Below are 25,585 nucleotides of genomic sequence, written 5' to 3' on the forward strand. Positions count from 1 at the left end.
TGGCAATTGTACATTTATGCAACTTAGAGGTTAAGGCTTAATTCTCTTTCAATCTTGCCTGATTCTGCTTTATGGATAGGAAATACTGTGAAAATTATTGAAATACCGGCAGAGCTGGCCTTGCCGATTCGACATCAGGTGCTGTGGCCAGAACAAAGCCTAGAATTTTGCCGCGTTCCAGATGATGAAGATGGCCAGCATTACGGGGTCTATGAAGACAACGTATTGGTATGTGTGGCGTCGATATTTATCTCGGATGATCAAGCGAGGCTGAGGAAATTTGCTACCTTGCCAGCATATCAGAGCAAGGGGATCGGGAGCGCGGTGATCGAACATATTCTTGCTGATCTCAAGCTTAAAAGTGTCCGTTGTTTTTGGTGTGACGCTAGGGAGTCGGCAGGCGGATTTTATCATCGTTTTGGCATGGCACCTGAAGGGGAGCGTTTTTACAAAGGGGATGTCCCCTACTTTAAAATGTCCATGACACTGAAATAAAATCGGCTTAGACTGTTGTTACCGGTAACAAGTAGCTAAATTGCATGATTTCCTCAGCTGCGGTTTGGCTCGCGGGAATCAAATGGATAATAAAGAAATACAGGAAGAACAATGAAAGAAAGTCAGCAACTGAATCTCGAATTTTGCCCGTTAGTGGAGCAAGGCTTCGACCTTGCCGAGTGTCCACGATGGGACTGGCGTCAGCAGGCTTGGTGTTGGGTTAATATCCCTGCTGGTGAACTGTGGCGCCTGAAAGAAGGTAAAGCAGAAGCTCGACGCTGGGATGATATGCTGGGCTGTGCGGCAATGTGGGGTGAAAGCGGTTTTGTATTGGCCACCAAATCTGGCGTGTATCTGCTGGAAGACTGGGATGCCGAGCGTCAGTTAATTACGCCTCTTGAAAAAACGCATCCGAGAATGCGTTTTAACGATGGCCGTGCTGCTCCGGGTGGACGCTTTATGGCCGGTACGCGTAACGGTGCCAAAGAAGGCGATCAGGGTCAGTTTTATCAACTAATGGCGGGTGGCCGGTTAGATAAAATGCCGATGTTTGCCTGGACCTGTAATGGCTTGGCGTTTTCACCATGTGGCAAGACGCTGTACTGGGCCGATACCGGTTCAAGTTTGGTTTACAGTGCGGATTACAACCTTGAAACAGGTGAGTATGGCGAAAACCGTGTCTTCTGTGATTTGGCTGATTTCGATGGGCGACCTGATGGTGCTTGTGTCGATAGTGAAGGCGCTTACTGGGTGGCGATGTACAGCGGCAAGTCGGTTGTGCGTATCGGTACTGACGGGGTGGTCACTCACGTGATCCCGGTACCGGCTGATAATCCAACCATGGTCGCGTTGGGCGGCGAAAAGGGTAACCAGCTTGTGGTCACCAGCGCCGAAAGTGCCAATGGTCCGGGTCGTGTTTTGACTGCTGAAGTTAATTGGCAGGGTATCGAAGAGCCGTTAGTGACCGTACTGTAAAGGTACCGTAACCACATCTTATGGGCGCTTACTTGGCTTAATCCGTACTCAGCTTTATTCCACGATAAGGCAGTTGCGCCCTTCTTCTTTTGCTTTGTACAAGCAGTTATCGGCACGTCGGATCAAGCTGTGAATGTCGCTTTCGGCATGGGTGACACCCAGACTGATGGTGTACTTGATGGTGTTGCCGAGGATCGTCAGTTCGGATTCAGCGATTTCTTTGACTAATCGGCTTAGTCTCTGGACAAATATCTCTGGTGAGTTGCCATAAAGAATACAGAATTCTTCTCCGCCGAAACGGGCAACCAAAGCGTCCGGGAAATAGGTTGATAAGGTGTTGGCCAGTTCAATCAGTACCATGTCTCCGATATGGTGACCATAGTTGTCATTAAGCCGTTTGAAGTTGTCGACATCGAGCAGGGCGAGGCAACGTGGCCCAGTATTTTTCTTCACCAATTGGTGGTTGAAAAAATAACGTCGGTTCCATGCTTGGGTAAGATAATCACGGTTGGCTAGCAGGTAGAGGTTTCGCTCGGAGTCGAGGATGTTCAGGGTGCTGTGTAACCGGCAATAGAACTCTTCTTGGTTAAAAGGCTTTTTGAGGAAGTCGTTGGCACCGGCCTTGAGGAACTTAGCTGTTAATGCTGGCTCTTCACTGGCTGAAAGGCCGATGATTGCAAGCTGTCCGGGACGAAAGCGTTTTCTTAGCTCTTTAATCAAGCTGACGCCGTCCCGCTCTGGCATCGAATAGTCAGTAATAACCAAAGATATTGATTTATGTCTGTTGACCATTTCCAGTGCTTGCTCGCCATTGTTGGCCTCAAGAACGGTCAGATACTGTCTCTCCAGCAAGCTGCGGATGTATTTTCGTGCCGTTATTGAGTCATCAACCACCAAGGCAGTATGATCATGATTGCGCTCTAGGCGCTGTAGGATAGGGATGATACTGGTAATACAGGTCGGGCTGTCTTTGGGAATATAGTCAATGACCGTTTTTGCTAATACTTTTTCACGAGTCATCTCATCCATCAGCGCCGTCAAAACAATGACTTTTATACCAACAGATAAACACACATCGATGATCTCGCCATCTTGTCCATCTGGCAGACAGTAATCGAGAATGGCGCAGAGAAAGTCTGTACTATTGTCTAAAACAGCTTCGGCTTCAGCAATAGAGTTGGCAATAACCGGAGTGTAACCTGTTTGCCTTAGTTCACTATCAATGACTCGACGGAATGGACGACTATCTTCGACGACCAATATCTTTTGTTCCATCACTCTAATCCTGCAGCTGTCTATTATTATCATTGTTTATAAGGCGCAGTATTATGATCTATTTTATTTTTAGATACAATTAACACAATCTCTTGTTGTAAGAAATATATTTTCTTGAGCAGGACAAAACTGTAAATTTAGCTTGGCATTGAATGAGGTTATGGCCACGGTAGCGCTGTTGAAACTCGTCGGTATCCCTTTGATGTAAATGACTCAAAGGCCTAGAACCTAACCTACAGCGAAGGGGGGGATTTACTTGGCCATACTATGAGGGTGGATGAAAATCCAATTGCACTTTTATAATATTCACAGCGTTTTCAAATTCTACCTATTACAAAAAATATAGCCGAAAATAGCCGATTACTCTTTGTTATTTTATTCATTGCCAGTGCATAAACTGGAACTTATTTTTCATTTCAGCTTTTATACCTAGGGTGAAATTAAAGGTGAAATATTTTATGGAGATATAGTTCGGGTAATTTTCTGAAGATAGAGTATTACCCGATTTTCGTCTTTTTACGGTATTCAGACCTGACTATAGTACTGCAAAATTGCGGTGACTTCCTTTATGCGGCGTTGAAAGCTGGCTTTGGAGGCACGCTCGTGCTCAGTATGATCACCATCGCCAAATGGACCAAATCCATCGAGTGTTGGGACGCCTGCTCCTGCAATAATATTGGCGTCACTGACTCCGCCGCGTTGTTCTGTTTCGAGTGGGTAACCCAGAATGTTGGCAAAAGTATCAAGCAGGATCTGCTGTTCAGCTGTAGGGGTCATAACATCACGCTGTAATCCACCTTCTATTTTGGCCGTTACCCCTTCAACACCATGCTGGTGGATCAGTTCTGGAATAGCGCTGAGGACACGTTCTTGTTCTCCTGGTTGAGTAAAGCGTGCTTCAACCATTAATTCTGCACCGGGAGAGATGGTATTGGTGCTGATCCCGCCTTTAATTTTACCCACATTGACGGTCGTGCCGTGTTCAACATGTGTTAATCCATCTAAAGCAATGAGTAACTTGGCGGCGGCAAGGTTTGCATTTTTACCTAGGTGATAGTTATTTCCTGCGTGCGCGGCTACTCCAGTGAGTTCTATTTGGTACGTTGCCACGCCTTTGCGGCCAACCACGACTTCATGGTTTGGACCAGCAGCTTCAAAGTCGATACAGGCATCATAATGATGGGCGATTTGGCGGGTCACAAATTTGCTGTCATCGCTGCCAGTCTCTTCATCACTGACGAGGAGTACATCTATATTGCGAATTTGCCCATGAGTTTGGTGCAAGTTTCGTAAGGCACACAATGCAACAAAATTGCCGCCCTTCATGTCACAGGTTCCTGGACCATATACCCACTCATCATCCTCGTGGAAGCTTTCAAAAATCCCCGGTGGGAATACGGTGTCCAAGTGGCCAAGCAGTAACAGTTTAGGGGCGTTATTCTGCGATGGTGTGCTGAACAATAGATGATTTCCCACTTTTTCCCGATGAAAGATCTCCACATTAAACCCTAGTGGTTTTAACCACTTTGTCATGGTCTGACCACTTTTATCTACGCCTTTCTTGTTCCCTGTCCAGGAGTTTATTTCGATAATTGTTTTTAAATCAGTGAAGTCGAGTTGTTCCATAATTTGATTCCTTGCACAGGTTTCGTGTTTTTTCCGCGCTTCTTGAATGAAAGTTCCACATAGCTCACTGTTACCATATATATGCAACATTATGATGTAAAACTATACTGATAGGTTGCTACTGTTTATAACAATCTCATATAGGCATATTTTTGAACGGCTCACGAAAGGAGTGACACATGGCAAGGCATCGGGTCGGTTTATGGATGTATGAAAACTGCGGAGGCAAGGAGATAGAGCAAAAAATCGTCGCCAAGCTACGAGATCGTGAAATTGATGCCTTAACCGGGCTTGATTTGGCTCAAGCGACGGCATTTGACGGTAATATTGTCTGTAACGGGCAACAACTCAACGAACTCGACCTGTTCTTTTCTTATAACGCGGGTCAGCAGACGGCCTATCAGGTGTACCTTTATCAGGTGCTCAATTCGATGATGCCGATGATCAATAACTATGCGTCATTTGCACTTACCGAAGATAAATTCCGCACCGCCCATGTGCTGAAATCGCATGGCATTACAGCTACGGATTACCTTGTTTGCAATAAGTACAATTTGGAGCAGGTCAGGGCGCACATGCAGTTCTGGGGCGGCAAGGCGATATGCAAGCCGGTCGATGGCTGGGGTGGTAACGGTATTATCAAGCTGGAAAGTGTTCGTGATCTGGACCTATTGAAGCCGTTTATTAATCAGCAGCAAGCGCCGCAGTTTTATATTGAACGAGTGATCGAAAATGATTACTCAGACTATCGTATCGATATTGTTGATAACAAATATGTCGCTTGTTATGGCCGTAAAGCCGCGCCAGGAAGTTGGAAAACCAATGTGACCAGTGGCGGTAGTGTGATTAAGCGCGAGCCGGTGCCTGAAGTCATCGAATTAGCGCTAAAAGCCGCGAAAGTCACCGGCTTGGAAGTGGCTGGCGTAGACATTATTTATGACGTTGAGCATCAGCGTTATGTGGTGATTGAAGTTAACGGAATCCCTGCGTTTGCCACTCCAGATCAAGAAGCTTTTGGGCTTGATTTCAATGACACCAAGATTGACTACTTGGTCGACCTTATTGAACGTACCGTCACCAAAGACAGCAAGGCACCCGCTAAAGACTTTATTCCTTCTTTAGCAGAAGCACTTATCAAACCTAACCTGCTTACCGAGGAAGCTGCAGTATGAACACCCTTAATCACACTCGTCCAAAAATTGGCTTGTTGTACCTTGATCATGTACTGCGCTTTTTTAATCGTTCGAACTTCAAAGGGTGGCCAGATAAAATCGAACAGGTTACTTACCACTGGGGCAATGATAAAGACCGTTTTGTTGCCGAAGTGAAAGCAAAGAAAATCGAAGTATTGATTGGCAATATTCCGGCGACAGCCTACGAGACGTTCCGGGATATTGCCCGTGAACTGCCTGGGGTGCGCTTCTTACCGTCACTCGATAGTCAGTTCAGCAATAAATCAAAAGAGAATGTGACCTACTTTTGTGAAAAATACGATCTGCCTATTCCGCGTACCCGTATTTTCTATGAAGTGGAGCAAGCGCTGAATTTTCTGACCCATACTGAGTACCCGAAAATCGTCAAACGCTCTTATGGCCCGTCTAACTACGGCGGTTATTTTGTCCATAAAGTGGATAGCGCCGAAGAAGCATTGCGACTGTTTTCTGAAAAACGTTATTACCCCGCCTACATCCAAGATTTCGTGCCGATGAAAGCGGATATTCGGGTGATGCTGGTTGGTCATCAGCCGGTCTGTGCCTTCTGGCGCCGTCCACCGGAAGGTGAATGGCTAACCAATACCAGCCAAGGTGGAAGTATGGATTATCAGGCGGTACCGGAGCTGGTGCTTGAATTGGCCGTTAAGGCATCGAAAGCTGCCAACGCGGAGTACTGGGCCTGTGATATCGCTGTCAGCATGGACGATGACTACACCATTTTGGAATGCGCCACGGCCTTTGCCGCCTTCCCTTACATTCGCGACTGGATTGGCCAATACTTGATGTGGCTATTGGCACCGCAAGACTTCCGTAAACCGTATTTCGCCCATCGCAATTGGGAAGAGTTGGGCAAGATTGATTCCTCCCTATTGCGTACTATGCGTTATATCGGCTTTGGACAGCCTGACTATTCAACCGATACTGGCGAATATGCCCCTGCCGATGAGCAGTACCGCTTATTGGAAACCCGCTATAAACAGGAAGAAGAGTGGCCGAGTGAAGCGTGGAACTTCCAAGGCAATATCCCTGCCAAGGTGATTGCTGTCGATAAGCCAGTGGCTGTGCACTCTGGTGTCTCCTTGAAAGAGATTATGGAAGAGGCTGATACCGGGATTGAACAACAGGGTGAGGTGGATATTTCTGCTGTATTTAAAACTGTTGATGTTACTGTTGAGACCAAGGTGCTAAGTGAAGAAGAGTTGCTTGCGTTTTTCCTTCAGGTAAAGAGTGTAGGGAAAACCTTGGCCACTGACATTGTTACCACCCTAGGTGCGAGTGAGACACTGCGTGTGCTTAACCATCAACCTGAAATACTGATGAATTTCAGAAATCTCAAGCACAAAAAGCTGGCTATTATCATGGATGGATGGCGTGAATATTGTGCGAAAGAGCAGTGTCGCTATGAAGAGGGTGTTGAATGAAGAAACAATACATCTCTTATCAGGGCATGATGGATCTTCTGGAAGAGGCTATGGCTAAGTATCCGGATTTGATCCGCTTGCAGAGCATAGGTGAGACCCATGAAGGGCGGCCAATCATGATGGTGACTATGTCGCAAGATGTGGCCTATGCGGATTTAAAACCAGCGCTGCTTTATACCGGTACCATCCATGCTCGCGAGTGGATCGGTATTGAGCTGGCGGTGAGTTTTATCCAATATTTATTGGCTAATTACCCGTCTAACCCGGATGTGGTGGAGGCACTCACCCGAAATACTTTGTACATGGTACCTTGCCTGAACCCTGATGGCTTTGAGTATTCTCGCAAGCACTTTTCGTTTTGGCGCAAAAATCGCCGCGATAATGGTGACGGGACCTTTGGGGTCGATCTCAACCGAAATTTTGGTATTAACTTCCATCACTCGACACAGACCAGTTCTAATATCTACGGTGGCCCTGGACCGTTTTCTGAACCGGAGACACAGGCGATTAAGCAGTTTGTTGAAAGCCGTGACAACATCTGTGTGGCGTTGGATTATCATTCTCAGGGTAATGTGTTTTTCCCCGCTCATAAGTTTAACCATGAGGCGGAAATTGAAGGCACGGATCTGAACATTCTTTGTGCAAACATGGCACGGGAAATCCACAAGGTGACCAAGCGCCAGTACGGTATCCACCGTGGTAAGCCGCCCGCCAACCTTATCCATGGTAGTGGCCGTGAGTATTACTATGACAGGGGGATCCTCTCTACGGTGGTGGAGGTGGGGAGCCGGAACATTCCGGATTACCTGATCAACATGTCGCAAAGTGTCGATGAAAATATCCCGGCTTTGCTTTATGCCCTCAGAACAAACATTGACTACTCAAAGTTGGCCCCCAGCCGACCGGAGAACTTCTCAACCAAAGACATTACCGCAAATTCGGTCGAGTTGGTTTGGGAGCCAGGTAGAGAAGACGATGGCTGCTATTACCAAATTTACCGCAGTGAGACGCCAAAGGCTTCTTGTACTCGGGAAAACCTGATCGCGATAACCTCGCAATTACGCTATACCGATAAGCAGCTTAAATCCGGTCGCCGCTATTTCTACAACTTGCGTAAAGTGAACCGGGTGACCAGAATCAAGTCGCCATTCGCCCCTGAGTTGAAAATCAAAACCATGCTTGAGCGTGATGAGTTTTCGTTTACCTTGTTTCCGAGTCCTGAAAAAATCGGTTATGTGGGCGAATTAACCCGTGCTAACAATGCTGAACACTTTGGCAATAATTCCCTGTTCATCGGTGTAAATAAAACCAAGGGGATTTGCTATGGCGTTATTGACTATGACATGAGCCGGTTGCCGGCCGATGCCAAGATCAAGGATGCTTTGTTTTCGCTTTATCCTATGAACCGGGTCGGGGCGAAAATTGAGAACTACGGTGAATGGTCGGTATCTATTCTCAATCCGGATGAGATCAGTGATATTTCCGACTTTGAGCAAATCCATCATGCAACGCCAATACAGACGTTGGGGAATGCGATCGACTCGGATCAGCTGACGCAGGGTATCTGGAAGAGTTGGCATTTCAGTGCGATGGAAAAAGGATTGATCGAACAACAGCTGGAGAAAGGGCGTTTGCTGTTGAGGCTGCAAGGTCCCGTTGATTTGCCTATGGGTAATGATTCCCAGATGATGCAGTTTGATATCGGATACGGACGCTTTGGTGGCGGGATCCATTATCGCCCCAACTTGGATTTAGTTTATCACCGTAAGCCCTATCAGCTCTCTGTCGGTGCCAGTGCTTTCCACACGGTAAAGGCGAAAGAGGTTGAAGATGGCAAGCTGCAAAGTGGTTATGATGCCAACGGTGAGCGTATTTTCGGGGTGGTGGACTTCACTTTACCCCGGATGTCTGAGCAGAGTGATGTGGTATTTACCGACGCCTATTTTGTGTTGGAAAGTGCCTCGCTCACGGGAATTAACCAACCGATGCGCTTTATGGTTGAAATGGTTGATCTCGATGAGCCTGACTTTGAGCAGCTGAGTACAGGTGAGCCGATTGAATTTATCGGTTATGAAGTCAGCAGTGAAGGTTTGGCCAAAACAGCGCGGCAGACTTTCATGTTCGATAGTTCTGCCCGTCAGTACCTTGAGGATTGCTACGATCAAAACCGCGCGGTGAAGTTGGTTATCAAGGCGACCTCTGCCTCCAAACAGCATGACGCTTGGGTTGAGTGGAAAACTGAATCTAATGACGGCACCATGTCTACCCAATTGGTGGTCGAGTATATCGAGCGCCGCAAGCAGCCATTGGATACGCCGGACAACTTCCAAGCCAACCTTGAGGGCGGCATGGTCAAGCTGACGTGGGATAACCCGCAGGACAGCGATTGGGTCGGGACGTATGTGGTGCGCAATAGCTTCCATCCGCCGCGATCCCCGTTCGATGGGGTGAAGCTGTATGCTGGTAAAGACGGGTATACCTTCGACAAGTTTGGTAATGCCAACTTGGCCAAGTACTACTCGGTGTTCAACTACGATAATGTACCGAATTATTCCGCCCCAGCGGTGCTTAAGTTCAGCTCGGATGAAGTGACCACGATTGAGTTTGATGAATTTGAAGCTCAGGACGAAGTTGAACAGCGCTATCGTCAAGGTGACTAGCCACCGTTAGTGATTTGTTGATATGAAAAAGCCGCCAGCGTGAAATACACTCTGGCGGCTTGTTTTATTAGACTATTACTTTACGGGGGTCATATCACACTAGCCCGTTTTAACTCTGCCCCTGCCAGATCAACTCACATTGATGGCTACCATCTTGAGCAATCGGCTTTTCAACCAACCAGCGCAGTGGCGAGACGACAGGGCTGGTGGTGAAACGAACCGAGGTCTCCATAATCGCTGATAGCGGCACCGAGAAGTCGAAATCTTCAAACTTGCCAAAGACTTCGACTGGTGTTTGCAGACTGAAAATCTGCGCGCGTTTCGACTGGGGGCGCAGGTACAGGGCAAAGTCACGGTTGGCATAGCTGGCATCGAACTTACCATTGACCTGAATACGCGTCGTATCAAGCAGCAAGTCGCGTTGGCTCATGGTGCCTTGCTTAATATCTAACCCCGCGGCAACACAATTAAGTACCGATGGATCGTTGTTGGTAAAGTTCGGAATAATGGCATCGGTCAAGCTTACCGCCCAAAGATCGATCAAGTCTGACTCAAATTCCTGCGGCCATGCGGCAAAGCCGATAAAACCGTTGGCGTTGTTCATCAGGCTATCTGGCGAATTAGCCAAACTGGTTAGGTTGAACTGGGTGGAAATATTGCCATACATGCCGCTTTCCGGTGCCAGACGGCGGGCAAGAACCCCATAGTCGAAATTCTCGACATGGCCGTTTAGCTGGATATCAAACATATCACCCTGGGCTTTAATTTGGCTTGTCATCTCGACATTACCGCCCGGCAGCTGGATAGTCATCGGTTTGAGGTTGAACACGCCGTTTTCAAGCGCCCAGTGCAATTGACCTGCACCTAGCCAGTCTTCACCGGAACGTACTTCATCGACATCCAGCGAGAAGTTGGTATTGAGTATGTCGAGGCCATCGGTACTGATCAACGCCGTATTCTGGTTGTCATCAAGGGGTTGGTTGGTGTCCGATGTGCTTTCTTTTTCCCATGCCTGCCAGTCGCCTACTTTGAAGTCGTCGAGTTGGATATAGGGTGCGCGGAAAGCCAGCTCTAGGCGAGGGCGTTGCTCTGCCTTGAGTGGCGGTAGCCAAGCGCCTTTACCGGTTAGTTGACTGTCGTTGACCTGTACCTTCATGTCGTTGAGGTGGTAGCCCTTGTTATCCATCGATAGGCTGGCAGCCAGAGTGATCGGCCCATAAGGTGGTAGGTCAATATCGCTGAAGGGTTCGAGTCTATCGAGGTTGGGTGTAAACACTTCAAAGGTCAGGTTGAGCGCTCGCGGATCAATCGGCAGGCTGAGATTGGAGCTGGCGTCAAATCGCATGTCACCTAAGTTGGCAGCCAGTGATACCGGCAGTGTCGAGCGGCCATCATTGGCTTCCTTGAGGGAAATCGATGATAGCTTGAATGATGCTGCTTTGCCTGCGGCCATTCCGTTAATCGTCAGGCGAGTCGCAGTGTCTGGTCCGGTCACAAACCGGCCTTGATCCAACTTAACGGTTAGCGCTTTGCCGGTGTAGCTATCGGCGATATTGGCATGGCCACCAACCAATGCCGCATCAACCTCGGTATGTTCCATCAATTCTAGAATGGATCGCCCTGACAGAGAGACAGCCAGCTCGGCACGATCCAAGCGCATATCGAAGTCATCAGTAACATCGAATCGGCTCAGAATCGCCCCGATATCCGGTTGGTTGACCGCAAGGTTGAGCTCTGCATCAATATTGGCAGCATCGACGCCTAAAGTCAGGTCTCCTTTGTAGGTACTGCCCGCAAAGCTGGCGCTGATCGGTGCTTTATTCATCTTGCCATCACGGACCTGGCCGCTGAAGGATAAGTTGTCTAGCTGCTGATCAGCCCATTTTAGTTTGTCGGCACGGAAGGTTAGATCGGCATCGGCAATCACCAGTTCGCTACCCAGCAACGGCACATCCAAGTTCACCCCTTGGGTCGGCACGGTTTGTTCGACCTGCGGCAGTTCGTCATCATTGATGAACTGGCCAAACTGGGTGAAATCCAACTGCGAGAATTGAGCGTCCATCACCAGGAAAGGACGCTGTTGATCCGGTTGCCAGCGCAAAGTGACATCGCCGTAGCTCTCTAGCAAGGCGAGATTTGGCATGGCGAGATCGATCCAGCCATTTTGGTAATTAAGCTTACCGTCAATGTTGATGGTGCCGGAGATATTGGTTTGGGTACCCAGCCAAGGATTGAGCAGGCTGGCATTATCACTGTTGACCTTAAGATCAAACCAGCTGCCTTCCTCCCAGCGGGTATGCTTTAGGAGCCCCTTGGCTTCGACAGAAATCGCCGGAGAGTCAAAGGTCAGAGTCGTTGGCCAGTCCCTGCCCATCATAATATCTTGTAAAGTACCCGCTTGGGCTTGGATATGGGCGGGTATGCCCATCAATTGGCCTTGGATATCGGATGTGAACTGACGATTAATACCGGCATTGAGTCTGGCTTGGTCAATGCTGAAGCTGGCTTCGCTACCCCATTCGACCAATGCTTTGTCGACGGCTAGGGACAACTCGGCGCGCTCTAACCACTCACTGAGCTTGGTGCCGTTGGTCGTAACGGCAAGTTCTGCACGATCCAAATGACCGCGTGAATATGGGATACCTGTGATCCAGTGGGCCATTTCGCCCAACGGTGATTGTTCGGCGCCAAGCCTGATATCCAAATTGGACACCCAACCTGTCGCATCGAGTGATGCCTTACCGCGAAAAGGCACCTCGGCAATATCAGCGGTCATCGGAGCTGATAATACTCCGGCTTTGCCGTTTACCGACAGGGATAGACGTTCAACGGGCGTACCCAGGCCTTTGATCTCATCAATTGAAAGATCGACCCGGGTCGTGGTTTTTTCCAGCCATTGTTCAAGGGCTCGTTGCAGAGGTGATTGCTGGGGAGGGGCTGCAAATGCACGCATCATCGGTTGCGGTGCTGGCTGGAGCCAAGGGCGTAGGTCAATTAATGGGATATTCAGCTCACCATCAATGACGTTATGTTCGCCCAGCTCGATATCCAAGTAGCCAGCGCCGTGGGTGATTGGGCTATCGATAATAAGATCACTGATCGTGATAGTGCTGGTGTTGGCATTGACGTGGGTAGTCACCGTCAGCGGTGCTGCGTGCTTAACATCTAATCCGAACATGGCTTCAATGGGCCCGGTATCTTGCCATTGCAGGCTGATATCGGCATTGAGGCTATCAGACGTGTCGGCATCAATATTGAGCTCGGCACCGGCAAACGAACCTCTGGCTTTCACTTTGCCGGTCTGCTGGTTGATGAGCTGCTCCAGATCACCAGTTAGCTGAATATCATAAGGCTGGCCGAGCATCGCCCCTTTGGCCGTAAACTCCCATTCATTGCCGGGCTGGCTGAGATTGAGAGAATCGAGATACCAGTCGAAATACTGACTTTGGCTTTGGTCTTCGAAAACCACGGATAAATTGCTGGCACTGATACGGTCAGTGAGTGCTAACTTGAAAGCAGAGCCTTCATCTGCAGGATGACTATTTGCAGAGTTACCATCGGCAGAGTCGTCTGTGCTTGACGCTGAGGTTGGCGCACCAAGCAACCAGTTTGTTTGGCCGTTATGGGCTTTGGCAAGGTGGAGGTTGATGTTTTCAAGTTCAAGGTAATCAACCGCTAATGTCCTTTTAAGCAGTGGTAGCACGGCCACTTTGGCGTTGATCTTGCCTGAGGCTAACATCGGTTGCCTTTCAAAGGCATCAATATTGTCGATGTGTACACCTTCAAGGTGAACCTCAGGACGGAATGACAGTACCAGCCCCATCTTCCCGTCGATATGGGTTTCTCGGTCGAGGTTGGTGGTTAGCCACTGATTAATATCGTCACGGTATGGCGTTAAGTCAACTTGGATTCCCACGGCAAGGGCTGCGGTGATAATCGCTGTGGGAGTGAGTAAACCAAGCCCTACCCACTTACTGATTTTCTTTAAGGGTGACTTTACCGTTTTTGTCGGTGTCGCTGTGCTCGTTAGGGCCGCTGGCGACTTTGGCTGCGCATTAGCAGCATGGTTGTTATTTTCTGGGCGCATAATGATTGCAAGAAGGCGAAAGACAAAAGAAAAAGCACGGCGAAGGTAGCCTGTGCGCTATTTTGGATGTTGTTTTATTAGTAGCATCAACCATATCATGAAATGGGTTTGGTAGGCATCAGGGAGAAGGGAATTTACACACCATTGACGGTTGTGTCTGGCTATTTACACGCTGTAAATATCCATTAATTACATTAATGAGAACAACGGTTTCCAACGGTTTTATACCAACCTACATAAATATTTGATCAACTACTTATCCAGATTGGGATTAGTCATCTGTGGGGGAGGGCGTAAAAAACGCAGATAAAAAAACAGCCGGCAATGCCGGCTGTTTTTCCGAGAATAACGACTTACTCTGCGATTTCTGCGTTGTGGTAAACGTTCTGCACGTCGTCACAATCGTTTAGCGCATCAAGGAATTTCTCGAATTTCGCCACGTCTTCACCTGAAATTTCAGTCATGGTTTGAGGTACGAAAGAAATTTCTTCAACGTCTAGCGTTACTTCAGGCATGGTTGCAGCGAGTGCACTTTTGATCTTGAAGAACTCAGTGTGCGGAGCGAATACAGTGATTACGCCGTCCTCACACTCGATGTCAGATACGTCAGCATCTTCCATCATCAGGTTCTCAAGTACTGCTTCCTCGTCGTCACCGTTGAACTGGAATACAGCCTGGTGCTCGAACATGTGAGCCGCGGTACCTGGAGAGCCAATTTTAGCGTTGTTCTTAACGAATGCCTGACGAACGTCCATGAAAGTACGGTTGTTGTTGTCGGTTAGACAGTCAACGATCACCATAGTGTTACCAGGACCAAAACCTTCATAGCGAGCAGTTGCGAAATCTTCACCGCCGCCGCCTTTTGCCTTGTCGATCGCTTTGTCGATAACATGGCTAGGCACCTGATCTTTTTTGGCTTTCTCGATCATGCGTTTTAGGGAAAGGTTAGTGTCAGGGTCAATACCACCGTTTTTCGCAATAACGTAAATTTCTTTACCGTACTTTGAATAAACTTTGATTTTAGCGCCCTGAGTTTTCGCCATCGAGGCTTTACGGACTTCGAAACTGCGTCCCATAGGAATCACTCTCTTTTAGATATTTGGGATTTCTGTTGGAGGCGGATTTTATCAGCAACCGAGGCGGTCTGGCTAGGGTTTATAGTGTTATTCAGGCAGGGATTGCTGGAGTAGATCAATTTCTGTTTTGAAATTTGAACCAATATTCTCAAACTCGGTAGATTAATAGCGTTGAAAACGGTACAAAGCAAACAAGTAATATAAAGAGGCCAAAGACTCATGAAAATTGTTGCGGTTACCGCTTGCCCGACAGGGATTGCCCATACCTATATGGCGGCATCAGAGTTAACCAAAGCTGCCCAACAGCTTGGTGTTCAAATGATGGTTGAGACTCAAGGCGCAATGGGAATTGAAAATCAGCTGAGTTTTCAGGATATCGGCCGGGCTGATGTAGTGCTGATTGCTTCTGATATTGAAATTGAGCACCGTGCACGCTTTACCGGCAGTAAGATCCATTGTGTGACGGTTGAAGAGGTTCTTATCGATCCTGCTGGCGTGATTAATCGCTGTAAAGAGCTTTGATTCCAGTAAGATATTGAACGGCAGACGCGAGCGATGATTGAACGACGTATCACCTTTACCCTGGATGATGAAGGGCTACCGGCCTGGAAACTCAACCGGTTAAAAACCTTGGCGGGGTATTTCCGCTCGATCGTGGTAATCAACAACATTTCGCAGCTTAGAACAGCGAATGCTGAACAGGCGATGCGAATGATGAGCTTGGGGTCGATGCCCGGCGATCTTTGTCAGTTAATGATTGAAGGTTTGGATGCTGAATTAGCTTGTATGGTATTGACAGACTTTGTCTCTGAGAATTGTTATTTGATCAGTACTGATCATCGGTTGATCAGCCAGCGGGAAGAGAAGGGGAGCATTGTCTTACCCTTTGACTATGAGCTGAGTTTTTTATCGTCACTGTCCCAATTTACAGTAAGCTCGCTGGTTAAAGCGGATGTATTGACGCAAATTAGTCGCCAATGTGCCCCTAACCAACCAGATATAGCGAATCGCCTGTTAGAGCAAATGCAGGCAAGGGAGGCTGTATCGTCAACGACAATGGGTAACGGCATTGCCTTGCCTCATATACTAACGCCTGATATTGAGGCTCCTACTCTCGTACTGGCACCTTTAGAGCAGCCGTTAGAGTGGGGGCCCAAACGTGGACCTGTGAGCTTTGTTATCGGTTTGGTACTGCCTGCGCCTCCCCAGCGTGAATATCTACTGGCTTTCTCGTCATTTTCTAGGCGGCTGCTAGACCCCGGTTTTTGTCAGCTACTAACTGAAAATACACGACCAGAGGTGTTAAAAGCGGTTGTGCTTGATAGTCTTTTACAGCCATTTCGATGATTAATGTAATGCCACTACCTCGTTAGTCCTTTCTGTACTCTTCTCTTTCGCTTCAATTTCTCCCACGATAGTCCGACGGGGTCATCCCGGTTTTATTTTTGAATACTCGGTAGAAGTAATTCACATCCTGAAAGCCGCAACGGGTAGCGACTTCGTTCAGGCGGAAGGTGTATTTCTTGAGCATGAACTTGGCTCGTTCAATCCTCACCCAAGTGATGTAGTCGGCCATTCGCATATGCCCTTGTTGGCGGAACAGGCGAGAAAGGTGGTTTGGGGTGATGTTAAACCGCTTGGCAATCGAGTCGCGTGTGATCGGGCGGTGGAAGTTTTCTTGAATATAGATACAGATCCCCTGGTAAAGATCTTCACTGCGATTTTTGTTGGTTTCGCTAGGTGTTGCCAGCATTTGTTGGCAGTAACTCATCAAGGCTTGCAACAGGTGCTCGTCCATTGGCTTTTGCAAAGGCTCTTTCGCCAAGGCGTTGAGCCCAGCGAGAATATGGTCAATAGCAAATCCCGTTCGGGTTTGGATACTGTGCTTTTGAATATCAAAAAAATGGGCTTGTCCTTTAGCCTTACTGACCAAGCTGAATCCGAGTTGGCGTTTACCAAATAGCAGGCTTAGTACCGAACAGTTGGTGTCCCAGTTAGGTTTGTTCCAGCTGTTGGGCGGAATGTATAAGGCGTCGCCGGGCATGATCTTGACCTCGGTAATACCATGATCGGGATCTTCCAGTTCATTGAGGTACTCACCACTTAGCACCATTTCGAGCCGTGGAAAGTTAACCTGGTAGCTAAACGGGGGGGGAGTGACATGATCACCGGCAAACCAAATGCGGTTGAAGTGCTCTCGCTCGGCAAGCAGGGTTTCGAGTAACTGGTGGAAGACTTGGCTCATGTTACAAATCGGCTTTGGTTGCTGGCTACATTGAGCCGCTATTATCTTTTGTCATTGCCTCTATTGTCCTTGTTCTCGGGCAGATATCGTGAACCTGATCACTTAAAAACGGTCTCTTAGACTAAAAATCGTGTTACTTAAGTCTAGCCATTATTCATTTGCCTCTTTATATAAGCAATATTTATGGTTATTTTGTTTTTATTATCTGTATGATTTTAATGTTAAAATTATGGTTTTTGTTTGTCGTTTTCATACGTTTATATTGTGAGAACCTGATCACATAAAAGTTCGGATGTTACAAATATCCAGTAAATGCTCCTCTGGTACACTATGAGAGGTGTGCTAAAAAGCCGAAAATATCCCCAACGGCAAACAGTATGCCGATATACATAATCAAAGGGGGAACACTCATGATCACGAACTTGATTAATGAGCAGTTGATTTGCCTTAACCTTAAGGCAATGACGAAAGAAGAGGTGTTTGTTGAGATGATCGACATTCTGCACAAGCAGGGTCGAGTCAGCGACAAGCAACAGTTTTTGGTTGATATTCATGCCCGTGAAGAGCTGGGTAATACCGGCTTTGAAGATGGCGTTGCGCTACCGCATGCCAAGAGTGCTGCGGTCAGTGAGCCTGCCGTCGCTATCGGTGTTAGCCGTAGCGGTATTGAATACGGCGCAGAGGACGGCCTTCCTTCTAAACTCTTTTTCATGATTGCTTCGCCAGACGGCGGTGCGAACCACCATATTGAAGTGTTGGCTGAACTTTCTTCCAAGTTGATTGAAGATGGTTTCATTGAGGCATTCCTTGCGGCTAAATCTGAAAAAGATGCTCTCGCCCTGCTGCTGGAAAAAACAGAAACAGAAGATGCACCGGCGGCAGAAAATGGCTTCCTTATTGGCGTTACTGGCTGTCCAGCGGGTGTTGCGCACACCTACCTAGCAGCGGAAGCGCTTGAGAAGGGGGCAAAAGAGCTTGGCTATGAAATCAAGGTAGAAACCAATGGTTCTATCGGGGTGAAGAACAGTCCGACAGCCGAAGAAATCGAACGCGCAGAAGCCATTATTGTCAGCTGTGACAAGCAAGTCGACATGGCTCGCTTTGCCGGTAAGCGTTTAATTAAAACTGGCGTTAAAGCGCCGATCAAAGATGCCAAGGGCCTGATTGATCAAGCACTGGCTGCACCTCAGTACCAAACCTCTGCAGACGATGCACCAACAGAGAAAGAAAGCAAAGTGAACCAAGCGCGTTCTGATCTGTATTGTTATCTGATGAACGGTGTGTCGCACATGATCCCGTTCGTTGTAACGGGTGGTTTGTTGATTGCACTAGCATTAGCGATTGGTGGTCAACCAACAGAAGCCGGTATGGCTATTCCAGATGGCAGCATGTGGAATAAGGTATTGGATGTCGGTGTCGTTGCCTTCACCCTGATGATCCCAATTCTGGCGGGCTACATTGCTTATGCGATTGCTGACCGTCCTGCACTGGCTCCGGGTTTGATCGGTGGCTGGATTGCCAACAACGGCTCGTTCTACGGCGCGGAGGCCGGTACGGGTTTCATCGGTGCGATTGTTGCCGGTCTATTGGTTGGTTACTTCGTTAAGTTCATTGTCACCCGCAACTACCACAAGTTTATCCAGCCGCTGGTGCCAATTATGATTGCACCTATTACCGGTAGCTTGTTTATCTCAAGCTTGTTCATCTTTGTTATCGGCGCGCCAATTGCGAGCTTGATGGATGGCTTGAATGCAATGCTTACCAGCATGAGTACCGGTAACGTTGTACTGCTGGGTATCGTATTGGGTGGTATGGCAGGCTTCGATATGGGTGGTCCATTCAATAAGGTGGCATTCCTGTTCTCAGTCGGCATGATTGCTAGCGGTCAAACCCAGTTTATGGGTGCGATGGCGTGTGCTATCCCTGTCGCTCCTCTGGGTATGGCGCTGGCGACAGTCATTGGTCGTAAGTTTGACATCTTCGAAGAGTCGGAAATTGAAGCAGGTAAAGCATCTGGTGCAATGGGTTTGGTCGGTATCTCTGAAGGTGCCATACCTTTTGCGGCACAAGACCCAATGTCAGTTATCCCTGCGAACGTACTGGGTTCGATGGTCGCTGCAGTAATGGCCTTCTCATTTGGTATCACTAACAGTGTTGCTCACGGTGGCCCAGTTGTTGCTCTACTCGGTGCGATGAACAAGCCGATTCTTGCACTAGCGTGTATGGCGGCAGGTGCGGTAGTTACTGCGCTGGTGGCGGTATCGCTGAAGAAAATGCGTCAGGGTAAATCGCAACCAAAAACTGCTGTTGCTTAACCCCCTAGCAACGGTTGAGCGCGGTAAGACCTGAATTGCCGTGCCCAGAAAGCTCCCTCTTGATGAGGGAGCTTTTTGCTGGAGAAGTGATGAATAATCTCTTTTTACTGACCGTTTTTGGTAGTATGCGTGATTGGTAAACGGATAACACAAGTTGATGCCATCGCTTGATGGCACAGGTGCTTCGTCGGATGACATAAACGTTTAATCGTATTTCATTAACGCCCCTTAAATGAGTTTGGGACCTTAATGAAATCTGCATTAGAAATAAGGAAAGCTATGACTTCTTCCCCTCGTTTTTATCGTATGCATAATGTGATTCAAGATTATGCATGGGGCAGCACAACATCGATTGGCCAATTGTTTGGCATTGAAAACCCAGAAGGTAAACCTCAAGCGGAAATCTGGATGGGTGCCCATCAGAATGGTTGCTCGCAAATTGAAGTCGATGGCAAGCCAATCCTGCTATCAGAGTTTATTGACGCTGATAAAGCAACCTTTATTGGCACGGAAACAGCTGCGACATTCGGTGAATTGCCCTACTTGTTTAAAGTGCTAGCGGCTGAAAAAGCGCTGTCTATTCAAGTTCACCCGAGTAAAGCACAGGCTGAAGACGGTTTTGCCAGAGAAGAAGAGCAGGGCATACCTCGTAACGCCGGTAACCGCAACTATAAAGATCCGAACCACAAGCCAGAACTGGTTTACGCTTTAACGCCTTACCAAGCAATGAATGGTTTCCGTGAGTTTGCAGACATTGTCTCGTTTTTCCGAGCGCTAGACATCGAAGAGATCCACTCACTGGTAGAAGCGCTGGAAGCGAACCAGAACGAGCTGGGCCTTGAGTGTTTCTTTGAAGCAATGTTGTCTCTGGATGGTGAAGTAAAAGACAGCAGTGTAGCCAAGCTATTGGTATTTGCTGAAGCGCATAAAGACGAGGAATTGTTTGGGTTGATTCTAGACTTGGCAGAGCAATATCCTGGCGATATCGGTCTATTTGCTCCGCTAATGTTGAACACCCTGACCTTGCAGCCTGGTGAGTCGATGTTCTTGTATGCGTGTACGCCTCATGCTTACCTCAAAGGTACGGGTTTGGAGATCATGGCCAACTCTGACAATGTGTTGCGTGCAGGTTTGACGCCAAAGTATATGGATGTGCCTGAGCTGGTTTCATGTACCCAATGTGTGCCAATCCCATTCGATAGTTTGTTGATGACACCGCAGACTGAAAATGGCATAGAGCATTACCCAATTCCGGTTCCAGACTTCAAGTTTAGCGTGTATCAGCAGGCGAATAATGTTGAGCTACACACTAACAGTGCTGAAATCTTATTAGCGGTAGATGCATCATTGACCGTCGCTCACACTGACGGTGAAACTTTGACCATTGCGAAAGGTGAGTCGGTCTTCATACCAGCGAATGCCGGCGCTTACCTAGCGAATTCTGAAGGTAAATTTGCCCGCGCATACAACTAGTTGTTGTTGATTTGAGCAGGGTGGTGGCTTGTTGTTCGGTTGGTGAGTTAGGGTTAGAAAAGCCCTTTACACGAATCGGATGACCCCGTATTATTCGCCGCACAAAGGAGAGATGGCTGAGTGGTTGAAAGCACCGGTCTTGAAAACCGGCATACGTTTGTAGCGTATCTAGGGTTCAAATCCCTATCCCTCCGCCACTTTTAAAATGAATAAAGCTCTGATTTTTCAGGGCTTTTTTCATATCTGACGCATAGAAAAATCACCTACTCCAAAGAGGTGATACATATGTATCTGTTAAAACTGCCATCTAGTGTGTATTACACGCGAATCGTCACTCCAGTCAAACTGCGTCAAGCAGGCTTTCCAAATGAACTCCGTTACTCACTGTTTACTAAAAATCGTGATTTAGCAATTGAGCGTAACTTGCATGTATCGGCTTGTGTCAAAAAGCATCTATTGAAACTGAAGTCAGCGCCAGCGACTTCCTTTACTGATTTTCAAGTCGCGCTCTTGCGAGATATCGCCTCTATCCGCAAAACTTACCCGTCAGTACAGCAAATCAATCACTACCTTCCCGTCGATGCGCATGAGAATGACTTTATCGATATGGGTGACGTTGACTTACAGCAAGTGAGTTGCGATGCCCCATCTCTGACTACTGCTAACACCGCCAATTATCGAACATGGTTAGCGAAGTTCATCGGCAGTAAGAAAAACGAAAACGTCATTCATCTAACTATTCATCAGCTTGAGCAGCGGGTTGGACACTGTCTTAATTTCTTCGATAGCAAATCAGTCACAACCCCAAGACCAGCAGATTTAATGCGTTACATTGACCTCCTGCGTCAGCAAGGACGTTCAGCAAAAACGAACAAAGAGTACTTTGCTGCGGTTAAGCAATTCTTTAAGTGGCTTCATGCGATGGAATATATCGAGACAAACCCAACAGACAAGGTGAATGCTAAATTCAAAGTTGTTAAGCATGCTAGTGAACAACGAGATAGATGGGAGCTATCTGAACTCAACAGACTATTCAAAAGTCACGCTTTGCAAGATATGAGTGATGACTTCAAGTGGATAACTCGGCTTCAACTCTATATGGGATTAAGAACCAGTGAGGCTTGTCAGTTGTATACGATTGATAGTCAATGTTACGCTGGCATCCACTATCTGCAAATCTCTGATAGCTCTCCACTCCAACACCTCAAGAATGAACACGCTCTACGAGCTGTACCGATTCACCCTGCTCTGATTAATAAAGGCTTTATCGAATTCGTAGAAAGCCGCATTCAAACATCGAATACTCCGATTTTCAATTTCAAACCACTAGGCAAGGATAACGATTGGTCGAAAACATATCGCATACAGTTTGGAAAACTACAAACGCGTATCGGTATGAAGCCTAAAAACCGTCCAACGCCTTATGGCCTCCGTCATACTTTCATTGATGAACTTAAACTACGTGACATCAAAGAGCATAACGTTGCCGAAATTGTAGGACACTCAAACCCAAATATGACGTTTGGTCGGTATGGTAAAAAGCTAAAACTTACCAAAAGCTTGTCGGTAGTCTCCGCATTTGATTTGATGTCGGAGGAGGCATAATGACTCGACTTAATGATACTCAGCGTAAGCATGTGATAGAAACATTAAAGTGCCACGAATCAGTGTTTGCCTCTTCTGATTTCTCGCCGCTATTTTCAACAGGTGTTACCGTTAGCGACATCGGTATCATCACACATGCAATGACTTTGCTACGAGAAGCGCCATTCCTTGAAGAGTCAGATTTTATTCACCATGGTTTTTCTTCTCGTCAAATTGAATTTACTCTCGGTGGGCTGGATAACTTTAAGCAGCTATTAGGCGTCTGCGACTATTGTTTCCAAGATTGGCTGGCACAAAACAGTGACAGTTCATCGAACCAAATAACGATACCGTACTGGGTTTATCAGCGATTTTCAGATGACATTCGTCGGGATTTTATGAGGGATTTAATATTACATCCCTCCCTGAACGTTGAGTTAGATGCGAAGGTGAAGATTGGCTATATTTCACTCTTCGAACGGTATAAAGCTATTATTCCGAGTGACGATAGTGAAGCGGCACAGATCGCAGCAATGATGATGGCTGACAGGCATCAGTTTTTGTCTTATGACGAGGAGACCTCCGAATTAACACTAAGGAGTCTTAAAACCCGCAGGGACTTTTCAATTGAAGTTCGATGCTTGTCTTCAACGTTCAATCGTCGAACACCGCATGCTGTTTGTGTTGTCGATGACGTTAGCCCCATCAAGTCGACTTTGATCAAACGAAGAGTCATCAGTTTCTCTGAATTGATGCTTCACTGCTAAATAAATTAATTCAGCTCAATTAATTTATTTAGCCAACTTATTGAGTCACCACGCTGATTTAGTGTTGTGACTCAATTATTTTTCAAAAAATGAAAATAATTTCCTTTTTTGCTCTGTTTTGTCTAAAGCCTTGCCAGCTCTACATTTGGCGGGTTGACTGCGCATTTTTTATATGTATTACAACGACTTAGTTAACCGATTTGTTCATTTTTGTGATTTGCATCACCTTTTTATTGTGTGTACTTTAGAAAAAAAAGAGCACGAAAAGGAAATAAATCATGCCGCATAAAAACAAACGCAATACAACATTCGCCTATTTTGCTGAGCTATTCAAAATCAGTAAAAAAAATGTTCATCAAAAATCAACTCGAGTTGCTGATTGTTCAAAGCTAAACATTCTTTGTGAGAGCTTTGGAGAGATGAACGTTCAAGACCTATTAGCATCAGACGTTCTCTACTGGGTTGATTCTGTTGATGAGCATTATAAAAATAAAACGATCAATGAGTACTTTAGACTCCTACGAGCGGTCTTTGCCCTCGCACAAGGCGATAAGCTGATTGTAGAAACACCAATGGCTAAAATTTCTAATCGCTCCATCGCTGATGAAGCTCCATCGCCCAACCCGTTTACGCTCGCAGAATTAGAGACATTTAAACTCGTTGATAGTGAGTGCTATTGCACTAAAAATCTTATCGAAGCGATGACGGCATGCGGGGCGAGGATTAGTGAAATGATTGCTTTAAAAGTGTCTGATGTCGATTTAAAAAATCGTCAACTGCACATTAATTCAGCACAAGTCCTTGGCGTTTCGAAATGTACAAAAACCAAGTCAGGCACTCGAGTCATCGAAATCAATGACATTCTTTATCCTATCTTGGAAAAACAGCTCGATATTGCAAAACAGTTCGATGCCGTTGATATAAAGAAAATAGGCCGAAACGGAAAACAAGTCACTCATGAAACAGCCCGTTATTTATTCATTGATACTGTTCGTGGATGCCACTACAAAGACGCCAAAGATTTCAGCCAACGTTATTGGTACAAGCTTTTAACGAAAGCGAATGAGCTACATATAGAGTGTACTGGCGAAAGCATCCAAAGTCGGGGCGTATCTCAGTTGCGTCATACTTTTGCAAGCCAGGCACTAACAGCAGGTGTCAATAAAAACTGGCTAGCAGGTCAGATGGGGCATACCGACACTGGCATGATTGATAAAGTCTATGCTAGATGGATGACTGAAGACGCTAGTGACCAGACTCAAAAAATCAACCAACATTTTAGCAAGCTAGTCAGCAACACTGTAGACCCGATTATAGTACCTGGAATAAGAAAAAAGGTGGAGTTAGAGCAGTTATTGCAGATTAAAACTACGTTGAAGCACTCTGAAGACCATGAGTTAAAAGCAATCATCAATGACAAGATTGCGAGCATGATGCAAGAACTGGAGGCTCACAATGCTTGAGCAACAGTTTAGAGATGAATGCACTAAGCTCGGCGTCATCAACGTCAACAAGTTGGATAACGACTGGGCTGCTTATCAATCCGTTTATCTAGAGATGAGTCAGAATGGCGAAAAAGAAGTAAAAGCCACTGAATATTACAACCGACTTGGCGGTCAGTATCATGTTGCTAAAGCTGCTTTGAATCTATTGAAGCGGAATAGCATGCCGCATCATGGTGTTGAACATCCCAAGCCGATTTGGTTTCAGCAAGTTGTAACAAATATCACCTCTAATGCGGAAGCGCTTTGGCATCAAATTGACGAGCAAATGTCGATTGAGATAGCTCGTAGGGTTGAATGTGCGGAAGCTGCAATGCGTAAAGCCGAACATGAGCATTTAGAGTTAGGAAAATACTTAGATGAAGTCTGCGGTGAAAAAAAACATCTCGAAGAGTCGATTAATTCTCTTATTGGCTATCGTGATGAAAATGAACAACTGTCACGCTCTCTTGAATCGAAGTGCCTGCGAATAAGTGCTCTTGAGGATAAGCTAAGTGAGACGAATGTTATCTTAGAAAAGTACGAAAAACAGCGAGAGCAACTGAATCAGTTGCAGGTAGAACACGCTGAGATTAACACTGAGCTAATCATGCGCAATGAGCAGATAGATGAACTAAAAAATGAGGTTCAGTGGCTGAGGGAAACGCTCAACACGACTTCGAAAACATCGCTACCAACACGAAACCCTCTAGCGAAAACGGCTGGTGATTTATTCATTGAAAGCATTCAAAATGGGGAGGAATAATGGTGCAGCTACCAGCCATTCCCACATTGAAGGTCAAGGGCATTTGCCCTTGCATGTTCGTAGCAAAGAGCCAACCGCGCGCGCTCAAAATTATGCGTCACTCGAAAGTGAAATGCATGAGTAAC

18 protein-coding genes and 1 tRNA gene are annotated in these 25,585 nt (G+C 46.8%); 14 read left to right on the forward strand and 5 right to left on the reverse strand.

Translation table 11 applies throughout. The features are described 5' to 3' along the window. The first annotated feature begins 87 nt into the window (after positions 1-87). Entirely contained in the window at positions 88-495 is a 408-nt protein-coding gene (locus tag NHN17_RS15970) for a GNAT family N-acetyltransferase (protein WP_255043604.1), read from the forward strand. 111 nt (positions 496-606) lie between these two features. Continuing rightward, positions 607-1,470 carry an SMP-30/gluconolactonase/LRE family protein gene (locus NHN17_RS15975; RefSeq protein ID WP_255043606.1) on the forward strand — a complete coding sequence of 288 codons (864 nt, stop codon included), beginning with the start codon at positions 607-609 and terminating at the stop codon, positions 1,468-1,470. A 54-nt stretch (positions 1,471-1,524) separates the two neighbouring features. On the opposite strand, the gene NHN17_RS15980 is transcribed toward NHN17_RS15975, so the two are convergent. Both NHN17_RS15980 and NHN17_RS15985 read right to left on the reverse strand, forming a co-directional pair. Continuing rightward, entirely contained in the window at positions 1,525-2,745 is a 1,221-nt protein-coding gene (locus NHN17_RS15980; protein WP_255043608.1) for a response regulator, read from the reverse strand. A gap of 525 nt (positions 2,746-3,270) precedes the next feature. Then, entirely contained in the window at positions 3,271-4,371 is a 1,101-nt protein-coding gene (locus tag NHN17_RS15985) for a M20 family metallopeptidase (protein ID WP_255043609.1), read from the reverse strand. A 179-nt stretch (positions 4,372-4,550) separates the two neighbouring features. Here NHN17_RS15985 and NHN17_RS15990 point away from each other — a divergent pair, with 179 nt between their 5' ends. The 3 genes from NHN17_RS15990 to NHN17_RS16000 are packed head-to-tail and all read left to right on the forward strand — an operon-like array spanning position 4,551 to position 9,666. Further along, positions 4,551-5,543, forward strand: coding sequence for an ATP-grasp domain-containing protein (locus tag NHN17_RS15990; protein ID WP_255043610.1), 993 nt, complete (start codon positions 4,551-4,553; stop codon positions 5,541-5,543). Then, positions 5,540-7,006, forward strand: coding sequence for an ATP-grasp domain-containing protein (locus tag NHN17_RS15995; RefSeq protein ID WP_255043611.1), 1,467 nt, complete (start codon positions 5,540-5,542; stop codon positions 7,004-7,006). The genes NHN17_RS15990 and NHN17_RS15995 overlap by 4 nt, the downstream gene beginning before the upstream one ends. After that, the gene (locus NHN17_RS16000; RefSeq protein ID WP_255043612.1) at positions 7,003-9,666 is read left to right on the forward strand and encodes a M14 family zinc carboxypeptidase; all 2,664 of its coding nucleotides are present in this window, start codon (positions 7,003-7,005) and stop codon (positions 9,664-9,666) included. The genes NHN17_RS15995 and NHN17_RS16000 overlap by 4 nt, the downstream gene beginning before the upstream one ends. 109 nt (positions 9,667-9,775) lie before the next feature. Here the strand turns inward: NHN17_RS16000 and NHN17_RS16005 are convergent, their stop codons facing one another. Continuing rightward, complete coding sequence (locus NHN17_RS16005; RefSeq protein WP_255043613.1) at positions 9,776-13,753, reverse strand: AsmA family protein; 3,978 nt, start codon at positions 13,751-13,753, stop codon at positions 9,776-9,778. 353 nt (positions 13,754-14,106) lie between these two features. Beyond that, a complete protein-coding gene (locus tag NHN17_RS16010; RefSeq protein ID WP_255043614.1) occupies positions 14,107-14,829 on the reverse strand; it encodes a YebC/PmpR family DNA-binding transcriptional regulator in 723 nt (240 codons plus the stop codon). Positions 14,830-15,048: 219 nt separating this feature from the next. On the opposite strand from NHN17_RS16010, the gene NHN17_RS16015 reads away from it, so the two are divergent. Beyond that, a complete protein-coding gene (locus NHN17_RS16015; protein ID WP_255043615.1) occupies positions 15,049-15,351 on the forward strand; it encodes a PTS fructose transporter subunit IIB in 303 nt (100 codons plus the stop codon). Between the two features lie 33 nt (positions 15,352-15,384). Further along, a complete protein-coding gene (locus NHN17_RS16020) occupies positions 15,385-16,176 on the forward strand; it encodes a PTS sugar transporter subunit IIA (protein WP_255043616.1) in 792 nt (263 codons plus the stop codon). Between the two features lie 52 nt (positions 16,177-16,228). Here the strand turns inward: NHN17_RS16020 and NHN17_RS16025 are convergent, their stop codons facing one another. Further along, on the reverse strand, positions 16,229-17,074 hold the full coding sequence (locus NHN17_RS16025; RefSeq protein ID WP_255043617.1) for an AraC family transcriptional regulator: 846 nt from the start codon (positions 17,072-17,074) through the stop codon (positions 16,229-16,231). 410 nt (positions 17,075-17,484) lie between these two features. On the opposite strand from NHN17_RS16025, the gene NHN17_RS16030 reads away from it, so the two are divergent. The 7 genes from NHN17_RS16030 to NHN17_RS16060 all read left to right on the forward strand — a co-directional run bounded on the left by NHN17_RS16030 (position 17,485) and on the right by NHN17_RS16060 (position 25,460). Further along, complete coding sequence (locus NHN17_RS16030; RefSeq protein ID WP_255043618.1) at positions 17,485-19,389, forward strand: PTS fructose transporter subunit IIABC; 1,905 nt, start codon at positions 17,485-17,487, stop codon at positions 19,387-19,389. A 279-nt stretch (positions 19,390-19,668) separates the two neighbouring features. Continuing rightward, positions 19,669-20,862: a mannose-6-phosphate isomerase, class I gene (gene manA / locus NHN17_RS16035; protein ID WP_255043619.1), complete on the forward strand. Its 1,194-nt coding sequence runs from the start codon at positions 19,669-19,671 to the stop codon at positions 20,860-20,862. 106 nt (positions 20,863-20,968) lie between these two features. Further along, a tRNA-Ser gene (locus NHN17_RS16040) sits at positions 20,969-21,059 on the forward strand. Positions 21,060-21,147: 88 nt separating this feature from the next. Next, a complete protein-coding gene (locus tag NHN17_RS16045) occupies positions 21,148-22,467 on the forward strand; it encodes a site-specific integrase (protein WP_255043620.1) in 1,320 nt (439 codons plus the stop codon). Further along, on the forward strand, positions 22,467-23,213 hold the full coding sequence (locus tag NHN17_RS16050; protein WP_255043621.1) for a hypothetical protein: 747 nt from the start codon (positions 22,467-22,469) through the stop codon (positions 23,211-23,213). Before NHN17_RS16045 ends, NHN17_RS16050 begins: the two co-directional genes overlap by 1 nt. Before the next feature lie 278 nt (positions 23,214-23,491). Then, entirely contained in the window at positions 23,492-24,676 is a 1,185-nt protein-coding gene (locus NHN17_RS16055; protein WP_255043622.1) for a tyrosine-type recombinase/integrase, read from the forward strand. Continuing rightward, on the forward strand, positions 24,669-25,460 hold the full coding sequence (locus tag NHN17_RS16060) for a hypothetical protein (protein WP_255043623.1): 792 nt from the start codon (positions 24,669-24,671) through the stop codon (positions 25,458-25,460). Before NHN17_RS16055 ends, NHN17_RS16060 begins: the two co-directional genes overlap by 8 nt. Positions 25,461-25,585 lie beyond the last annotated feature (125 nt).

The organism is Photobacterium pectinilyticum, assembly GCF_024357955.1.
GTDB lineage: Bacteria > Pseudomonadota > Gammaproteobacteria > Enterobacterales > Vibrionaceae > Photobacterium > Photobacterium pectinilyticum.

Bases quoted from the DNA above. Each gene is read 5' to 3' on its own strand.
- NHN17_RS15975 (WP_255043606.1), top strand. From the start codon at position 607: ATGAAAGAAAGTCAGCAACTGAATCTCGAATTTTGCCCGTTAGTGGAG.
- NHN17_RS16030 (WP_255043618.1), top strand. From the start codon at position 17,485: ATGATCACGAACTTGATTAATGAGCAGTTGATTTGCCTTAACCTTAAG.
- NHN17_RS16005 (WP_255043613.1), bottom strand. From the start codon at position 13,753: ATGCGCCCAGAAAATAACAACCATGCTGCTAATGCGCAGCCAAAGTCG.
- NHN17_RS16045 (WP_255043620.1), top strand. From the start codon at position 21,148: ATGTATCTGTTAAAACTGCCATCTAGTGTGTATTACACGCGAATCGTC.
- NHN17_RS16020 (WP_255043616.1), top strand. From the start codon at position 15,385: ATGATTGAACGACGTATCACCTTTACCCTGGATGATGAAGGGCTACCG.
- NHN17_RS16000 (WP_255043612.1), top strand. From the start codon at position 7,003: ATGAAGAAACAATACATCTCTTATCAGGGCATGATGGATCTTCTGGAA.
- NHN17_RS16015 (WP_255043615.1), top strand. From the start codon at position 15,049: ATGAAAATTGTTGCGGTTACCGCTTGCCCGACAGGGATTGCCCATACC.
- manA (WP_255043619.1), top strand. From the start codon at position 19,669: ATGACTTCTTCCCCTCGTTTTTATCGTATGCATAATGTGATTCAAGAT.
- NHN17_RS16055 (WP_255043622.1), top strand. From the start codon at position 23,492: ATGCCGCATAAAAACAAACGCAATACAACATTCGCCTATTTTGCTGAG.
- NHN17_RS16050 (WP_255043621.1), top strand. From the start codon at position 22,467: ATGACTCGACTTAATGATACTCAGCGTAAGCATGTGATAGAAACATTA.
- NHN17_RS15990 (WP_255043610.1), top strand. From the start codon at position 4,551: ATGGCAAGGCATCGGGTCGGTTTATGGATGTATGAAAACTGCGGAGGC.
- NHN17_RS16060 (WP_255043623.1), top strand. From the start codon at position 24,669: ATGCTTGAGCAACAGTTTAGAGATGAATGCACTAAGCTCGGCGTCATC.
- NHN17_RS15995 (WP_255043611.1), top strand. From the start codon at position 5,540: ATGAACACCCTTAATCACACTCGTCCAAAAATTGGCTTGTTGTACCTT.
- NHN17_RS16010 (WP_255043614.1), bottom strand. From the start codon at position 14,829: ATGGGACGCAGTTTCGAAGTCCGTAAAGCCTCGATGGCGAAAACTCAG.
- NHN17_RS15985 (WP_255043609.1), bottom strand. From the start codon at position 4,371: ATGGAACAACTCGACTTCACTGATTTAAAAACAATTATCGAAATAAAC.
- NHN17_RS16025 (WP_255043617.1), bottom strand. From the start codon at position 17,074: ATGAGCCAAGTCTTCCACCAGTTACTCGAAACCCTGCTTGCCGAGCGA.
- NHN17_RS15980 (WP_255043608.1), bottom strand. From the start codon at position 2,745: ATGGAACAAAAGATATTGGTCGTCGAAGATAGTCGTCCATTCCGTCGA.